This is a genomic window from Rhodococcus sp. G6(2025) (genome assembly GCF_058628105.1).
This window is the reverse complement of sequence record NZ_CP179750.1, coordinates 1737525-1752441: the sequence shown is the minus strand read 5'-3', so window position 1 is coordinate 1752441 and position 14917 is coordinate 1737525. Positions and strand designations below refer to the sequence as shown.

At 68.0% G+C, this 14917-nt stretch carries 15 protein-coding genes and 1 pseudogene; 4 read left to right on the top strand and 12 right to left on the bottom strand.

All coding sequences use genetic code 11. The features are described from left to right. Positions 1 to 234: 234 nt before the first annotated feature. The 10 genes from ACLIVD_RS08055 to ACLIVD_RS08010 all read right to left on the bottom strand — a co-directional run bounded on the left by ACLIVD_RS08055 (position 235) and on the right by ACLIVD_RS08010 (position 11806). On the bottom strand, positions 235 to 1452 hold the full coding sequence (locus tag ACLIVD_RS08055; RefSeq protein WP_283351649.1) for a vWA domain-containing protein: 1218 nt from the start codon (positions 1450 to 1452) through the stop codon (positions 235 to 237). Continuing rightward, complete coding sequence (locus ACLIVD_RS08050) at positions 1449 to 2090, bottom strand: SRPBCC family protein (protein ID WP_105417324.1); 642 nt, start codon at positions 2088 to 2090, stop codon at positions 1449 to 1451. Before ACLIVD_RS08050 ends, ACLIVD_RS08055 begins: the two co-directional genes overlap by 4 nt. A 12-nt stretch (positions 2091 to 2102) precedes the next feature. Further along, the gene (locus ACLIVD_RS08045) at positions 2103 to 2990 is read right to left on the bottom strand and encodes an AAA family ATPase (RefSeq protein WP_255968770.1); all 888 of its coding nucleotides are present in this window, start codon (positions 2988 to 2990) and stop codon (positions 2103 to 2105) included. Beyond that, positions 2987 to 3880 (bottom strand): XdhC family protein, encoded by an 894-nt coding sequence (locus ACLIVD_RS08040; protein WP_491932228.1) that lies wholly within the window; start codon positions 3878 to 3880, stop codon positions 2987 to 2989. Before ACLIVD_RS08040 ends, ACLIVD_RS08045 begins: the two co-directional genes overlap by 4 nt. Before the next feature lie 29 nt (positions 3881 to 3909). Next, positions 3910 to 6312, bottom strand: a complete 2403-nt coding sequence (locus tag ACLIVD_RS08035) for an aerobic carbon-monoxide dehydrogenase large subunit (RefSeq protein ID WP_491932227.1) — start codon at positions 6310 to 6312, stop codon at positions 3910 to 3912. Next, positions 6309 to 6893, bottom strand: a complete 585-nt coding sequence (locus ACLIVD_RS08030) for a (2Fe-2S)-binding protein (RefSeq protein ID WP_105417316.1) — start codon at positions 6891 to 6893, stop codon at positions 6309 to 6311. The genes ACLIVD_RS08035 and ACLIVD_RS08030 overlap by 4 nt, the downstream gene beginning before the upstream one ends. 2 nt (positions 6894 to 6895) lie before the next feature. Beyond that, positions 6896 to 7801 carry an FAD binding domain-containing protein gene (locus ACLIVD_RS08025; RefSeq protein WP_317570015.1) on the bottom strand — a complete coding sequence of 302 codons (906 nt, stop codon included), beginning with the start codon at positions 7799 to 7801 and terminating at the stop codon, positions 6896 to 6898. A 76-nt stretch (positions 7802 to 7877) separates the two neighbouring features. Beyond that, positions 7878 to 9020: an XdhC family protein gene (locus ACLIVD_RS08020; protein ID WP_283330905.1), complete on the bottom strand. Its 1143-nt coding sequence runs from the start codon at positions 9018 to 9020 to the stop codon at positions 7878 to 7880. A 51-nt stretch (positions 9021 to 9071) separates the two neighbouring features. Continuing rightward, on the bottom strand, positions 9072 to 10883 hold the full coding sequence (locus ACLIVD_RS08015; protein ID WP_491932225.1) for a DUF4873 domain-containing protein: 1812 nt from the start codon (positions 10881 to 10883) through the stop codon (positions 9072 to 9074). Beyond that, positions 10880 to 11806, bottom strand: coding sequence for an AurF N-oxygenase family protein (locus ACLIVD_RS08010; RefSeq protein WP_491932224.1), 927 nt, complete (start codon positions 11804 to 11806; stop codon positions 10880 to 10882). Before ACLIVD_RS08010 ends, ACLIVD_RS08015 begins: the two co-directional genes overlap by 4 nt. Positions 11807 to 11931: 125 nt before the next feature. Here ACLIVD_RS08010 and ACLIVD_RS08005 point away from each other — a divergent pair, with 125 nt between their 5' ends. Genes ACLIVD_RS08005 through ACLIVD_RS07990 form a run of 4 tightly spaced genes read left to right on the top strand, consistent with a single transcriptional unit; the run spans position 11932 to position 13851 of the window. After that, entirely contained in the window at positions 11932 to 12549 is a 618-nt protein-coding gene (locus ACLIVD_RS08005; RefSeq protein WP_280780664.1) for a TetR/AcrR family transcriptional regulator, read from the top strand. 32 nt (positions 12550 to 12581) lie between these two features. Further along, entirely contained in the window at positions 12582 to 12899 is a 318-nt protein-coding gene (locus ACLIVD_RS08000; protein ID WP_009478258.1) for an ArsR/SmtB family transcription factor, read from the top strand. Continuing rightward, positions 12896 to 13459, top strand: coding sequence for an SRPBCC family protein (locus tag ACLIVD_RS07995; protein WP_280780663.1), 564 nt, complete (start codon positions 12896 to 12898; stop codon positions 13457 to 13459). The genes ACLIVD_RS08000 and ACLIVD_RS07995 overlap by 4 nt, the downstream gene beginning before the upstream one ends. A gap of 41 nt (positions 13460 to 13500) precedes the next feature. Then, positions 13501 to 13851 (top strand): VOC family protein, encoded by a 351-nt coding sequence (locus ACLIVD_RS07990; RefSeq protein ID WP_280780662.1) that lies wholly within the window; start codon positions 13501 to 13503, stop codon positions 13849 to 13851. 6 nt (positions 13852 to 13857) lie between these two features. On the opposite strand, the gene ACLIVD_RS07985 is transcribed toward ACLIVD_RS07990, so the two are convergent. Further along, a complete protein-coding gene (locus ACLIVD_RS07985; protein ID WP_280780661.1) occupies positions 13858 to 14340 on the bottom strand; it encodes a sigma factor-like helix-turn-helix DNA-binding protein in 483 nt (160 codons plus the stop codon). A 125-nt stretch (positions 14341 to 14465) separates the two neighbouring features. Next, positions 14466 to 14909, bottom strand: a pseudogene (arfB, locus tag ACLIVD_RS07980) (alternative ribosome rescue aminoacyl-tRNA hydrolase ArfB). Positions 14910 to 14917 lie beyond the last annotated feature (8 nt).

Below are 14917 nucleotides of genomic sequence, written 5' to 3'. Positions count from 1 at the left end.
GTGCGTGACAATCGTTCTGACATGGTCTGGCGCCGGCGATTTCGGCCGTCCCCACCAGTGAGATCGAGAGGGCTGCGAGGGCCGCCCCGATGGCAGCCACGATTCTGGCGGAAGTTCTGGAAGTCGACATGTGGGTTCCTCCTGTGAGCTGAAGAACGGTGTGCACCGTCCATAGAGCTTCGGCGAAACACATGACGGCGGCCAGGCACCCTGGGGGTGGAAATCGCGCACCCGCTATCCCATCCGGCTGATCACGTCCAGCACGTCGCGGAGCGCCGACACGGAATGCGCGGGGAGGAAAGCATCGCAGAGGGGCAGCGCGGCCGCCATCGATCCGGCGAGCGGCCGGAAGTCGGGATCACCGGCGCGGGGGTTGAGCCACACCAGTCGATGGGCGCGGCGCCGGACCCGGGTGAGGGCCTGCGCCAGGCGAGTCGGGTCGTCGCTGTCCCAGCCGTCGGACGCGATGACCACGACTGCGCCGCGCAGCGCGTTGCCGTGCGGGGACGCCAGCAGTTCGCTCACGCTGCCCGCGATGTGGGTGCCACCGAATCTGTCGACCACCTTGTCGTTCGCCTTACGGACCGCGGTCTCGGCGCTGTGGTGGGCGAGCACGGGCGTGAGCCTCGTCAGCGACGTGGAGAACGCGAACACCTCCGGCCTGCCCGCGGTCTGTCGTTGCACCGCCGCCCGCATCAGATGGAGATAGATCGCGGCGTACGGCTGCATCGACCGGCTCACGTCGCACAGCATCACGATGCGCCGCGGACGGCTCCGCGGACGGCTGCGCGCGAGGACCACCGGCTCCCAGCCCGTGGCCCTCGACTGGTTCATGGTGGCGCGCAGGTCGATACGCCGGCCGCGGCGATGCACTTCGCGACGTCGGGTGCGGCGGGACGGCCACGCGGCGGTGGCCTGCTCCAGCCAGGACCCGAGGAGCCGGAGGTCGCCGGCGTCGAATCGGGCGAAGGGTTCGTCGGCGCGGGCCACGAGCCTGCTGGGCAGGGTGTCCGGCACGGCGGTGAGCGCGTCGTGAATGTCGTCCTCGCCGCTGTCGTCGCCGCCGGTCATCATCGGTCGTGTCATCCACGGCACGCCCTCGACGTCCTGCGCCTCACCGGGCCGGTCGCGACCGTCTCGGACACCGGCGAGGGCGGTCTCTCGTCCCGCAGCGCCGCGTCGCGCGTGCGGATCCACGGACAGCACGGCGTCCTCGAAGACCGCGGAGAACACCGCGTCGAACGACGCGAGGTCGTCGACGCGGTTGACCAGCGTCAGACGCGCCGACCAGTACAGCCGCGACCGCGAAGCCGGCGGCGACAGATGAAGTGCCTGCACGAACACCGCGGGGCCACTCGCCGAGACGACGACACCACGTGAGCGCAACCGGGCGACGAGTGCCACCGCGAACGCCGCGAGATCGACGCCCCGCAGGACGCCCGACGCGCTCATCGCCTGCGGCGGCCCACCACGAGGACGACCACGATCCCGGCGAGGATGGCAGCGAGGATCGGGGCGTACCGTTTCCACGCACCCGCACCGGACAGCGCCAGCAGGTCCAGCGGCGCCGGTTCGGCGGCAGGCCGGGCCACGGAAAGGTTCGTGGTGCCGGCCGCCTCGGGCTCGGCCGTGGGCTGGTCGGCGGGTCCCCCGGCGAGCTTCGCTTCCAGCGACTCCGCGAACTGCCCCATGAGTTTCTCCGACACCTGCTGGATCATTCCGCTACCGAACTGCGCGAGTTTGCCGACGATCTTCATGTCGGTGTCCACGGTGACGCGGGTGCGGTCGCCGACCTCGTGCAACTGGGCGATGATCGTCGCTGACGCGTTGCCGGACCCGCGCGAGTCCCTCCCGCGGGCATCGATCACGGCGCGATGCTCCTTCGGGTCACGCTCGACGAAGGCGGCCTTGCCTTTGAACTCGCTGGTCACCGGGCCGACCTTGACCTTCACCTTCCCCAGGTAATCGTCACCCTCCCGCCCTGTCATCTGAGCTCCGGGGAGCAGGGGAGCAACCTCCTCGAGGTCGCTGAGCACCTCCCAGGCCTGCTCGATCGGGGCGCTGACGGTGAACTCGTTGGCGATCTTCATGGCAGTTGCCTCTCATCCGGTGGCCAGGCCGTGCGCGTAGTCGGTGAATGCGTCCTGAACTATTGTGCGGTCGTCCGGGGTCTTCGCGAGGGCACTCAGGCTCTGGATCGCGTCGTCGCGCACCAGATCGGCCACTCCCAGCGCCGCGAGTGCGGACACCCAGTCGATCGTCTCGGCGATTCCGGGCGGCTTGTCGAGATCGAGTTCGCGGGCCCGGCCGACGAAGCGGGTGGCGTGCTCGATGAGGGGCGACGCCGCCACGGGCACCGTGCGGCGCACGATGGCGGCCGCCCGCGCCGGCTCCGGATAGTCGATCCAGTGGTAGAGGCATCGTCTGCGCAGCGCGTCGTGGAGGTCGCGACTCCGGTTGGACGTCAGCACGACGACGGGGTGTTGTTCGGCCGTGAACGTTCCCAGTTCCGGAACGGTGACCGATGCCTCCCCCAGGAACTCGAGGAGGAGTGCCTCGAACTCGTCGTCGGCTCGGTCTATTTCGTCGATCAGCAGTACAGGCGGGGTCGGTCCTCGGTATCTCACACAATGGAGGATCGGACGTTCCAGCAGGAACTCCTCGGTGAACAGGTCGTCCTCGGTCAGGCCGTCGCCCCGCGATTCGGCCAGTCGGATGGTGAGCAACTGCCGCTGGTAGTTCCAGTCGTAGAGGGCTTCGTTCGCGGTGAGGCCCTCGTAGCACTGCAACCGGATCAGCGGGGCGCCGAGGACGGTCGCGAGAGCCTTCGCCGCGGTGGTCTTGCCGACTCCGGGTTCGCCTTCGAGCAGGAGCGGGCGGCGCAGGGCCGCCGCGAGATACAGAGCCGACGCGGTTCCGAAGTCCAGGAGATAGTCCTCGGCATCGAAGCGCCGGACCACGTCCGCCACGTCCTCGAATGCCGCCGTCATACCGCTCCCTTCTCCTGCGCGAACGATGCCCGGCAACCCGGCCCGCAGAACCAGAAATCGTCGCCGCCGCGCCGTAGGTGGGCGGTGTCCCGTCCCACGACGACGCGCATCCCGCACACCGGATCGACCGCCTCGGTCACCGCCGCTCGCCGAGTCGAATCATCTTCGGGCGCGCGAAGTCCCGCGGTCCGCAGTTCCTGCACCAACTCGGCCGCGATCGACACCGCGATCTCCGCCGACGTCCGCGCCCCGATGTCGAGACCGACGGGGGTGTGTACCCGCGACCGTTCGGACTCGGTGAGACCCAGAGTGTCGAGGATGGCCCCACCGCGTAGTCGGCTGGCGACGAGCCCGACATACCCGACCCCGGCGTCGAGCGCCGCACGGATGACCTCCGCTTCGGGTCCGCCGTGACCGGCGAGCACCACCGCCGTGGTGCCGGAGAACTGCTCGAAACCGGCGTCGTCGTGCTCGACGGTGAATCCCAGCAGTTCCGCTATGCCCCCCAACGCCTGCGCGATCGGCGTGGTGCCGAAGATCCGCACCAACGGCGGTGGCAGTTGCGGCTCCAGGAAGATCTCCATGGCGCCGCCGGACAGGCACGGATTCACCACGACGGACGCGCCCGGAGTCTCGGGGAACTGCACCGCCCCGTCGGGAAGGACCCGCAGCAACACGCTCTCGTTGGTTGCCAGCGCGCCCAGGGCGGCCATGCGTACCGAATTCTGCGCGCACTGACCGCCGACGAACCCCTCGATCGTCCCGTCCTGCAGGAGGATCGCCTCGTCGCCGGTGTGGCTGGACGTGGGCGGCTGCGCCCGCACCACGGTCGCATGGACGAACGGCCTGCGGTCGCGCGCCAGTTGCGCCGCACGCTCTTTCAGATCCATCGGGCCTCCTCGCAGCCGACGGGCGACATTCAGATCGGGGGTGTCGCGCGGCCCTGCATGGCCTCCCACACCCGGGACGGGGTGAGCGGCATGTCGGCGTGCCGGACACCGAACGGGGCGAGCGCATCCACGACCGCGTTCACCACGGCCGCGGGCGATCCGACCGTCGCGGACTCGCCGATGCCCTTCGCGCCGATCGGGTGATGCGGCGACGGGGTCACGGTGAAACCGGTCTCGAGCTTCGGGACCTCGAGCGCGGTGGGGATCAGGTAGTCCATCAGTGATCCGCCGAGGCAGTTGCCGTCCTCGTCGAACTCGATGATCTGCATGAGCGCCATACCGATGCCGTCGACGATGCCGCCGTGGACCTGCCCCTCGATGATCATCGGGTTGATGCGCGTGCCGCAGTCGTCGACGGCGAGGAACCGCCGCACCTTCACCACCGCGGTGCCGGGATCGACGTCGACGACGCAGAAGTACGCGCCGTAGGGGTACGTCAGATTCTCGGGGTTGTAACAGATCTGCGCGTCGAGGCCACCTTCGATTCCCTCCGGCAGGTCGCCGGCGCCGTGCGCCCGCATCGCGATGTCCTGGATGGTCACCTTCGCCGAGGGATCGCCCTTCACATGGAATTCGCCCTTCTCCCATTCCAGATCCGCGACCGAGGCCTCGAGCATGCCCGAGGCGATGATCTTCGCCTTGTCCCGGACCTTGCGGGCCACCAGCGCCGCGGCCGCCCCCGACACCGGTGTCGACCGGCTGCCGTACGTGCCGAGCCCGAACGGCGTGTTGTCGGTGTCGCCGTGCACGACGTCGATGTCGTCCGGTGGGATCCCCAGCTCCTCCGCCACGATCTGCGCAAACGTCGTCTCGTGACCCTGACCCTGGGTCTGCACCGACAACCGCACGACGGCCTTGCCCGTCGGGTGGACGCGCAGTTCGCAGCCGTCGGCCATGCCCAGGCCGAGGATGTCCATGTCCTTCCGGGGGCCGGCACCGACGGCTTCGGTGAAGAACGACATGCCGATTCCCATCAGCTCGCCGCGTTCGCGGCGTTCCTTCTGCTCCTCCCGCAACTGCTGGTAGCCGATCATGTCCATGGCCTTGCGCATGGTGGTCTCGTAGTCGCCCGAGTCGTACACCCACCCGGTCTTGCTGGTGTACGGGAACTGTTCCGGCCTGAGCAGATTCTTCAGCCGCAGCTCCGCCGGATCCATCTTCAGGTCGAACGCCAGGCAGTCGACGAGCCGCTCGACCAGATACACGGCCTCGGTGATGCGGAACGAGCAGGCGTACGCCACCCCGCCGGGCGCCTTGTTCGTGTAGACCGCCGTCATCGCGCAGTGCGCGGCCTCGATGTCGTAGCTGCCGGTGAAGACGCCGAAGAAACCGGCCGGATACTTCACCGGGGCCGCCGTGCCGTTGAACGCACCGTGATCGGCCAGTACCTTCGTGCGGATCGCGAGGATCTTGCCCTCGCTGGTCGCCGCGATCTCGCCGACCATGATGTAGTCGCGGGCGAAGCCCGTGCTCATCAGGTTCTCGCTGCGATCCTCCATCCACTTCACCGGTTTGCCCGTCACGAGCGACGCCACGATCGCGCACACGTATCCCGGGTAGATCGGGACCTTGTTGCCGAATCCGCCGCCGATGTCCGGGGACACCACCCGGATCTTGTGCTCTGGGATCCCCGAGACCAAGGCGTAGATCGTTCGGTGCGCGTGCGGTGCCTGCGACGTGGTGTACAGGGTGAGCTTGCCGGACACCTTGTCGACGTCGGCGATCGCACCGCACGTCTCCATCGGCGCGGGATGCACCCTGGGGTAGACGATCTCCTGCTTCACCACCACGTCCGCCTTCGCGAACACCGCCTCGGTCGCGGCGGCATCGCCTGTCTCCCAGTCGAAGCAGTGATTGTCCGTCTTGCCGTCGAGGTCGTCGCGGATCACCGGCGCGTCGGGCGAGAGCGCGGCGCGTGCGTCGACGACGGGATCGAGCATGTCGTATTCGACGTCGATCAGTTCCAGCGCGTCCCGGGCCGAATAACGGTCCTCGGCGATGACGAACGCCACCTCCTGGCCCTGGAATCGCACCTTGTCGGTGGCCAGCACGGCCTGCACGTCGTTGGACAGCGTCGGCATCCAGGCGAGGTTCTTCGCGGCGAGGTCGGCGCCCGTCACCACTGCCGTCACCTTCGGGTGTTCCTGTGCGGCAGTGGTATCGATGTTCACGATCCGCGCGTGCGCGACCGGCGACCGCAGGATCGCCAGGTGCAGCATGCCGGGGAGGGTGATGTCGTCGACGTAATTTCCGAGCCCCCGGATGAAGCGGGGGTCCTCCTTGCGCAGCATGCGGCCGTGGCCGCAGGGTTTCTTGTCGTTGTCGACGATATCCGCGCCGCCAGACGGCGGGCGGGATTCGACGGTGGTCATGATGCACTTCCAGTCGTCGCGTGTTCCTCGACTGTCATCGGTGCGCCCTCGGCGCCCCGCGTCTTGTCCTCCTGCACGTCCGCGTCGAAGTCGCCTGCCGGTTCCGGCTCGGCGGCCTCGCCCGCCCGATGGTCGGCAGCCCACTGGATCGAGCGCACGATCGTGGTGTACCCGGTGCAGCGGCAGATCTGCCCGGAGATCGCTTCCCGGATGGTGGCCTCGTCGGGGCTCTCCTCCCGGTCGAGTAGTGCCCGCGCCGTCATCATCATGCCGGGGGTGCAGAACCCGCACTGCAGTCCGTGGCACTGCATGAAGCCCTGCTGGACTGGATCGAGTTCGCCGTCGTGTTCGAGGCCCTCGACCGTGCGAACGTCGTGTCCGCTCGCCATCGCGGCGAGCATCGTGCACGACTTCACCGGATCGCCGTCCACGGTGACGACGCACGTGCCGCAGTTGCTGGTGTCGCAGCCCCAGTGGGTTCCGGTCAGGCCGAGCTGGTCGCGGAGGAAATGGACCAGCAGCATGCGCGGTTCCACCTCGGCGCTCACTGCCTCACCGTTGACGGTCATGTTCACCTGCATGGCTATGCCTCTTCTCCGGTCGGCTCGTGCTCCACGTCGCTGCGGAGCACCCGGTCGACCGCTGTACGGAGTGTGCGGATCGTGAGTTCGGATGCGAGATGGCGTTTGTAGTCGACGGTGCCGCGGGCGTCGGCGACGGGTTTGCAGGCCTGCGCGGCCATCCGCCCGGCCTGGGCGAACGCCTCCTCGGACGGGGGACGTCCGGTCAGGTAGTCGGCGACATCCGAAAGTCCGGACGGATCCGGGTCGACCGCTGTGAGGCCGACCGCTGCCCGGGCGATCTCGCCGCCCTCCACCGTGACGGCCGCTCCGGCCGCGGTGACCGCCCAATCCCCGGTCCGCCGTTCGACCTTGGCGTACGCGCTGGAGCTGTGGCCGTGGACGGGTATCACGATCTCGATGAGCATCTCGTTGTGTGCGAGCGCCGTCTCGTACGGCCCGACGAGGAACTCGGACATGGGGATCTCGCGGCGTCCGCCGGGCCCACGTACCACGCAGGTGGCGTCGAGAACAGAGCAGACAGTGGTGAGGTCCTCGGCCGGATCCGCCTGGCACAGCGATCCGCCGATGGTCCCGCGGTTGCGGACCACCGGGTCGGCGATCACCTTCTCCGCGTCGCGGAAGAGGGGGAACGCCGCCGCAAGTTCGTCCGATTCGAGCAGCCGGCGGTGCCGTGTCATCGCACCGATCCGCAGCCTCGACCGCTCGGTCGTGATGTAGCCGAGTTCACCCTCGAGGTCGTTGATGTCGATGAGGTACTCGGGATTGGCGAGGCGAAGTTTCATCATGGGGAGCAGGCTGTGGCCGCCTGCGACGAGGCGGGCTTCGTCGCCCAGCCGGTCGAGCAGGGCGATGGCGTCCTCGACGCCCGTTGCACGCTCGTATTCGAAGGATCCTGGTACTTGCATTGTGACCTACCTCACAAACGTGGATCCTCTCAGCCTGCGCAAGAACCGGTGGTCCGTCAACCCCGGGTGAAGCGCCCTAGTCGACGTAGGAATCGACGGGTTCCTCGTGGTGGATCCGGCCACTCGACTCCGCCAGCGGGCGCCCCGTGCCACCCCACCGGCGGGCGATGATCTCGGCGGCGATGGACACCGCAGTCTCCTCGGGTGTCCGGGCGCCGATGTCCAGGCCGATGGGGCTCGACAGCCGGTCGAGTTCGGTGTCGGTCAGACCGGCCTCACGTAGGCGTTCACGCCGGTCCAGGTCCGTTCTGCGGGAGCCCATGGCGCCGATGAACGCGACGTCCGGGAGGCGCAGCGCCGTCTCGAGGAGCGGGACGTCGAACTTGGGGTCGTGGGTGAGTACGCAGATCACGGTCCGGCCGTCGATGGCCTGGGCATCGGCCTGCGCAGCGAGATACCGGTGCGGCCAGTCCACCACCACCTCGTCGGCCGTCGGGAACCGCGCGTGTGTCGCGAACACCGGACGGGCGTCGCAGACCGTCACCCGGTATCCCATGAAAGCACCCTGCCGGGCCACCGCGGCGGCGAAGTCGATGGCCCCGAACACGAGCATGCGCGGCCTCGGCGCGTAACTGGCGACGAACACCTCCATGCCCTCGCCGCGTCGCTGACCGTCGGTGCCGTACGTCAGGACGGTGCTGCCGCCCGCCGCGAGGAGGCCCCTGGCGTCGTCGGTGACCGCGGAATCGGCCCGGTCCGAGCCGAGCGAACCGCTCACGCTCTCGGGCCGGACGACCAGCCGGCGCCCCACCCGAGCCGCATCGGGATGCGCCACGACGGTCGCCACCGCGACCGGCAGGTGATTGTCGATGTCCCGGGTGATCTCGCCGAGCTCCGGAAAATTGTCCCGCGACACGGGCTCGACGAAGATGTCGATGATTCCACCGCAGGTGAGACCCACCTCGAACGCGTTCTCGTCGCTGATCCCGTACCGCTGCAGCACCGGCGTACCGGACGCCGAAACCTCGGATGCGAGTTCGTAGACCGCTCCCTCGACGCACCCGCCGGACACCGAACCGGACGCGCTCCCGTCGGGCGCCACGACCATCGACGCCCCCGGCGGTCGCGGCGCCGAGCGGAACGTGCGGACCACCGTCCCGACACCCGCCGTCCCACCCGCGGTCCACACCGCCATCAGGTCCGCCAGCACGTCGCGCATCAGCACCCTTCCCGCTCGAGTCCGACGTGTGATACACGCTCAGCACCAAGCTTATTCCGCCGAGGCGAGTTTGGCCCGGGAGACGGGAACCTCGACTTCGACCGGCGACAGCGGGAACGGGGGCGTGCCCACCCCGGCGATCCGATAGTGGCCCCACGGGTCGCGCTCGGCGAGCGCCGCGGGCACTTCGGGACCGTCCCCGATCGTGAGGAACAACGGGGCGCGGTTGCGGCGTTTCGCCTCGTCGACGCCGGCGCCGACGACGCGGCCGTACCAGTGGTAGAGGCCGTCCAGTGGTTCGATGTGACCGTTCAGGAAGACCTCGACGGCCACGGTCAGGTCGCCGGACGTGAGCACGCCGGGCCCGCGGTACTCGGTGTCGTCCTCGCGCTCGGCGAGCGAACTCAGCTCGAAGTGCCGGTCGTCGGGGGTGCGCGTGTGCCGCCAGTAGGATGCGCTCGACCCGGGCCACGCCGCCCGATTGTGGCCGGTGGAATCGAGGTACCAGCTGTCGCAACCACCCGAATTCCACACCGAGCCCGCGAGTTTGCGGTGGACCACCCGGTTGAATTCGCGCTGCGCGCCCGCGCGCACCTCGATCCGGGTCGCGTCGCGCTTCTTCATCAGCGCCAGGCATCGGGTGATGTAGTGCGCCTGGGCCTCGATGACGAAGACGATCGACTGGTTGCCGCCACCGGAATTCGGCCCCATCATGAGGAAGAAGTTCGGGAACCCCGCGACCGCGACGCCCAGGTACGCCTCCATGCCGTCGCGCCAGGCCCGCTGGATCGTCAGGCCGCGGCGTCCCACGATGTGCTCGTTCTCGAACCGGTCGCCGACCGCGAATCCCGTGCCGTAGACGATGACGTCCGCCTCGTGCATCGTTCCGTCTTCGGTGCGGATCCCGCGTTCGGTGACCTCCGAGATACCCGAAGTGACCAGATCGACGTTCCCGCGTTGCAGGGCCGGGTAGAAATTGCTGGACACCAGAATCCGCTTGCAGCCGATGATGTAGTCGGGGGTCAGTGTGGCACGCAGTTCGGGATCACGCACCTGCCTGCGCAGCAGACCCCGGGCGGCCGACTCCAGCACCGTCATCAGTCGCGGGTGCAGGAACCCGGCGATCAGCGATTCGTGACTCCAGTAGATCGCACCGCGGTAAGCCTTCTGGACTCCGGGAACAGCCTTGAACACCGCCTTCTCCCCGGCGGTGATCGGACGGTCCAGCTTCGGCAGGATCCAGTGCGGCGTCCGCTGGAAGACGTCGACGTGCGCGGCCGTCCTCGCGATCTCCGGGACGAACTGCACGGCACTCGCTCCGGTGCCGATCACCGCCACCCGCTTACCGCTCATGTCGACCGAGTGATCCCACTCGGCGGAATGGAATGCCACACCCGAGAACGACTCCCGGCCGGGAAAATCCGGGACGCTGGGTTTGTGCAGCGGTCCCGGACCGGCGACCACGATGCGGGGGTGATAGACGGAACCCGACCGGGTCTCCACCCGCCACCGGTCGGTGGTGTCGTCGAACTCGTAGGAGATCACCTCGGAGCCGAACCGGATGTGTGGTGCCAGATCGTAGTCGCGGACCACCCGTTCGATGTAGTCGAGAATCTCGGGTTGCCGCGCGTACATCCGGGTCCATTTCCGGTTGGGCGCGAAGGAGAACGAATACATCAGCGACATCACGTCGCAACCACATCCGGGATACGTGTTCTCCCGCCACGTTCCGCCCACCCGATCGGCCTTCTCGAGAACGACGAAGTTCTCCTCGCCCGCCTCCTTCAGCTTGATCGCCATGCACAGTCCGGCGAATCCGGTGCCGACGACGAGGACGTCCGGCTCGGTGATTCCGGTTGTCACAGGAATCCCCCGCGCCGCCACAGCGCGCGGGACGTCGCTCGCATCAGCCCGTTCTTCTCGAGGAACGCGGCCAGCGACTCGAACCCGCGTCGTTGATTTTCGCGAAAGTGAGGATTTGCCAGTGCCTGTCGACGTGCCTCTTTCGGATCCAGCCCGGCCCGCTCGTACATGGCCGGGTTGGTGAACAGCCGCTGGAACAGCGGGCCGCCGATCCCCTGCACCGTTCCGACCCACAGCCGGTCGATCCGGTGGCCTTCCGCGACGCGGCGACGCACCCCCTCGCGCGCGAATCGGATGTGCCGGGACTCCTCGGTGACGTGGATCCGCATCAGCCGGGAAATCATCGGCTGCAGCTGCGGGTCCTCGAGGACGCGCCGCTGCGTGGCGTCGAAGATCTCCTCACCGATCAGCGCGGCCACCCAGAGCATGGTTCCGCGAAATGTCTTGGGCAGCACGTTGACCACGACTGCCTGATACCACCGGAGCTGGAAGGGCTTGGCGCCCATCTGCTCGATGGCGCGCCCGAACATCGTCATGTGCCTGCACTCGTCGCCCATCTCGGTGAGCGTGTATCGGGTGTGCAGCGAGCTCGGGTCGTTGTGCAGCAGCGCACGCAGGAGCGCCTGGTTGAGGATGTTCTCGAACCAGATTCCGACACTGAGGATGTTCGCCGATTCCTGCCGGGACAGCTCGATGCGCTGCGCCTCGCTCATCCGGTCCCACATCTCGGTTCCCCACAGGGACAGGACCTGCGGCGGCAGGAAGTACTTGCCGTCCTCGAGGGGCGCGTCCCAGTCGATATCGACCACGGGGGCGTACGAACGCTTGACGGAGCCTGCGAGGAGCCGGCCGGCGACTTCCTCCCGACCGATCGTGTGTGAACGCTGAGACATCGCTGATCCCTTCGTCGAGCGCGATTCCATCTCGTTGCCGTTTATAGGTAAAACGTAAACCCGGGTGTGACGCAGGTCAATGGTTATCTGTGACCCGAGTTCACATTTGTGGCTTCTGTTTGCGCCCACCACACCCGAACAGCACAATCAGGGCCGTGAGGACGCAGCCGACGACACCGACCCCCGGCGAACTCCGGGAACGGATCCTCGACGCGGCCGAGGAATGCCTGATCGAACTCGGTTACAGCACCCGGCTTCACGCGGTCATCGCCGAGCGAGCGGGACTGTCCCGGCCCACGCTCTACAAACACGTCGGCGATCAGTCCGCCATCCTCGAGGCCCTCTTCCAACGGGAGATCTCGCGGTTCTTCGTCGTGCTCGACCCGGTGCTGCGGGGACGGCAGAGCCAACTCCAGGTGCGATTCGTCGACGCCGTCGTGTTCGCCGTCCAGTACGCACGCGGACACCGGTTGCTACAGAAGGGATTGCGCGACGACCCCGACGTGGTGCTCCCCTGGTTCACGATCAAGGCGAAGCCGATGATCGAACTCGGGGCGCAACTTCTGACCCCCCACTTCGAGCGCCTTTTCGCTCCCGAGCAACTGTCGGGAGTGAGCCCCACCGCCATCTCCGAGTGGGCGTTCCGCATCATCGGCTCGCTCATCATCACGGAGGGGATCGTGGACACGTCCGACGAGCGGGCTCTGCGAGAGTTCGTCCGGTCCCTTCTGGCGATCGCGTTCATGCCACAACCGGACATTCATATTCCTTGACGCGTATATACGCGTAGGCGCATACTCGTGTCATGGCACCGGACGTGTTCACCGTGGTCGCCGAACCACAGCGCCGCAGAATCCTCGAACGGCTGCGGGCCGGCCACGCCAGCGTCGGCGAACTCGTCGACCAACTCGCCCTGCCCCAGCCGACCGTGTCCAAACACCTGCGGGTGTTGCGGCAGGCCGGATTCGTCACCTGCCGCACCGCGGCCCAGCAACGCATCTACAGCCTGCACCGCGAACCGTTCGACGAGTTCGACGCGTGGCTGCAGCCCTACCGCCGGCTGTGGGCGAATCACCTCGATGCGCTCGAGCGGCACCTCGAATCGAAGGAGACCCCGTCATGACCGAATCAGACGCACGCCGCGACTACCGCCCCGGCCCACTGCGGCACGTCGAAGCACGACCCGACGGCACCCGATGGGCTCTGACCTTCGTTCGCGACTTCACCCACTCGCCGGCGGCGCTGTGGACCGCGCTCACGGACCCCGGCGAACTTCCACAGTGGGCGCCGTACACCGCGGACCGGAACCTCGGAACAGTCGGTCCCGCGACCCTGATCATGGTCGACGGGCAGAACCGCACCGAACTCGACGGCACCGTGACCCGGGCCGACTCACCTCACGCCCTCGAACACGCCTGGGGTGACGACGTCCTGCTCTGGACGATCGAGGAAACCGACGCGGGCACCCGACTGACCCTGCGCCACACGGTCGACGACCAGCGAACCGCGGCGATGACGGCCGCCGGGTGGCACATGTGTCTGGACGTCGCCGAGGCCCTACTCGGCGGCAATCCGATCGGACCGATCGTCGGCGCCGAGGCGATGAACTACGGCTGGCGCGAACTCAACGAGCAGTACTCCGAACGCTTCGGCGTCGAACCGATCGATCCAACGCTGCAGTGAAATCGGAGACGGGCGTCCGCCGCTCCCCGTACCGTTGACGCATGGGACTGCAATGGGAAGCCGTGGTGGTCAACGCTCTCGATCCGACAGCCCTGGGACGCTGGTGGGCCGAGGCCCTGGGCTGGGGAGCCGTGACCGACTCCGACGGCGACGTCCACATCCGGCCCCGGGCCGACAGCCACCCGGAGATCCTGTTCGTGGCGGTTCCGGACCGGAAGCAGATACCGAACCGCCTGCATCTCGACTTCCAGCCCGACGATCAGCAGGCCGAGGTCGCGCGGCTTCTCGGGCTCGGCGCCCGGCACGCGGATGTCGGTCAGGGCGAGCAGAGTTGGGTGGTGCTCGCCGATCCCGAGGGCAACGAGTTCTGCGTCCTGTCAAGCCGGCGCTGACGCCGATCAGGCCACCTTCGCCCGCAGGGTCCGCAGCGTCTCGTGCTGCACGACGAGGACCCGGCCCACCGGGAGCCCGAGCAGGCCCGCGGTGTCGTGCACGGACAGCCCGTCGATGACCCGCAGCAGGACGATCTCCCGGGCGGTGGCGTCGAGATGGCGTAGCAGCACGGCCACTTCCGCCGGAATGTCCGGACTTCCGACCGCGCTGCCGTGGGCGTCCGCGACGGTCCGGCTCACGACGCGATACACCTCGCGGACAGGATGGTCACTGCGAGCGAGAGCCGGAAGTTCGCGCGCGACCGCGAGCAGCGCTTCGTGCGCCACCTCGTCCGCCGGCCGCGTGACCTGCGTGGAATTCCCCACGCGGGTACGGCAATAGCGCACCACCTGCGGCCACAGCGTCGTCATCACCCGCTCGACAGCCTCGCGATCCCCCGCCGCGGCGGCCGTCGCTGCCGAATGCAATTCCTCGTCGAGCACACTCATATGACCCTCGATCCCCCGACCTCGCCGTCTCCGGTCATCCGTCACGGCGCTTCCGTACTCATCTTCCGGCACACGAGGGGTCAACACATCCGGGAGGTTCCCCATTTCCCGGTGCGTGAAACCCCTTACATGTCCGGCTTCCTCCGCAGGTTCTTGGTCTGGCCGCGTTGCTTCTTGGCGTCGAGTCTTCGTCGGTGCGAACCCTTGGTCGCCTTGGTCGGACGCCGGGTGCGGGTTTCGGCGAGGACCGCCGCGCGCAACAACGCCGCCATCCGGGCCCGGGCAGCGCGCCGATTGCGCAGCTGCGAACGGGTTTCGGACGCCGTCACGGTGACCACCCCGTCAACGAGCCTGTGTCCCAACTGAACCTGCATGCGTTCGAGCTGGGACGGCGACAGCGTCGACAACGTCCACAGGTTCACTCGCAACTCCACCCGCGAGTCCGTGGTATTGACGCCCTGACCGCCGGGACCGCCGGCGCGGGAGAACCGCCACTGCAACTCGGCGGCCGGAACGACGAGCTACCGCGTGATCTCGAGGTCGTCGGTGACCTCGCCGCCGGGAAACACCGGAGGAA

Coding starts and splice junctions, on each gene's coding strand:
- ACLIVD_RS08055 (WP_283351649.1), bottom strand. CDS start 1,452: ATGAGCGCGTCGGGCGTCCTGCGGGGCGTCGATCTCGCGGCGTTCGCG.
- ACLIVD_RS07995 (WP_280780663.1), top strand. CDS start 12,896: ATGACCGAATCAGACGCACGCCGCGACTACCGCCCCGGCCCACTGCGG.
- ACLIVD_RS08035 (WP_491932227.1), bottom strand. CDS start 6,312: ATGACCACCGTCGAATCCCGCCCGCCGTCTGGCGGCGCGGATATCGTC.
- ACLIVD_RS08010 (WP_491932224.1), bottom strand. CDS start 11,806: ATGGAATCGCGCTCGACGAAGGGATCAGCGATGTCTCAGCGTTCACAC.
- ACLIVD_RS08040 (WP_491932228.1), bottom strand. CDS start 3,880: ATGGATCTGAAAGAGCGTGCGGCGCAACTGGCGCGCGACCGCAGGCCG.
- ACLIVD_RS08025 (WP_317570015.1), bottom strand. CDS start 7,801: ATGCAAGTACCAGGATCCTTCGAATACGAGCGTGCAACGGGCGTCGAG.
- ACLIVD_RS07990 (WP_280780662.1), top strand. CDS start 13,501: ATGGGACTGCAATGGGAAGCCGTGGTGGTCAACGCTCTCGATCCGACA.
- ACLIVD_RS08030 (WP_105417316.1), bottom strand. CDS start 6,893: ATGCAGGTGAACATGACCGTCAACGGTGAGGCAGTGAGCGCCGAGGTG.
- ACLIVD_RS08045 (WP_255968770.1), bottom strand. CDS start 2,990: ATGACGGCGGCATTCGAGGACGTGGCGGACGTGGTCCGGCGCTTCGAT.
- ACLIVD_RS08050 (WP_105417324.1), bottom strand. CDS start 2,090: ATGAAGATCGCCAACGAGTTCACCGTCAGCGCCCCGATCGAGCAGGCC.
- ACLIVD_RS08000 (WP_009478258.1), top strand. CDS start 12,582: ATGGCACCGGACGTGTTCACCGTGGTCGCCGAACCACAGCGCCGCAGA.
- ACLIVD_RS08020 (WP_283330905.1), bottom strand. CDS start 9,020: ATGCGCGACGTGCTGGCGGACCTGATGGCGGTGTGGACCGCGGGTGGG.
- ACLIVD_RS07985 (WP_280780661.1), bottom strand. CDS start 14,340: ATGAGTGTGCTCGACGAGGAATTGCATTCGGCAGCGACGGCCGCCGCG.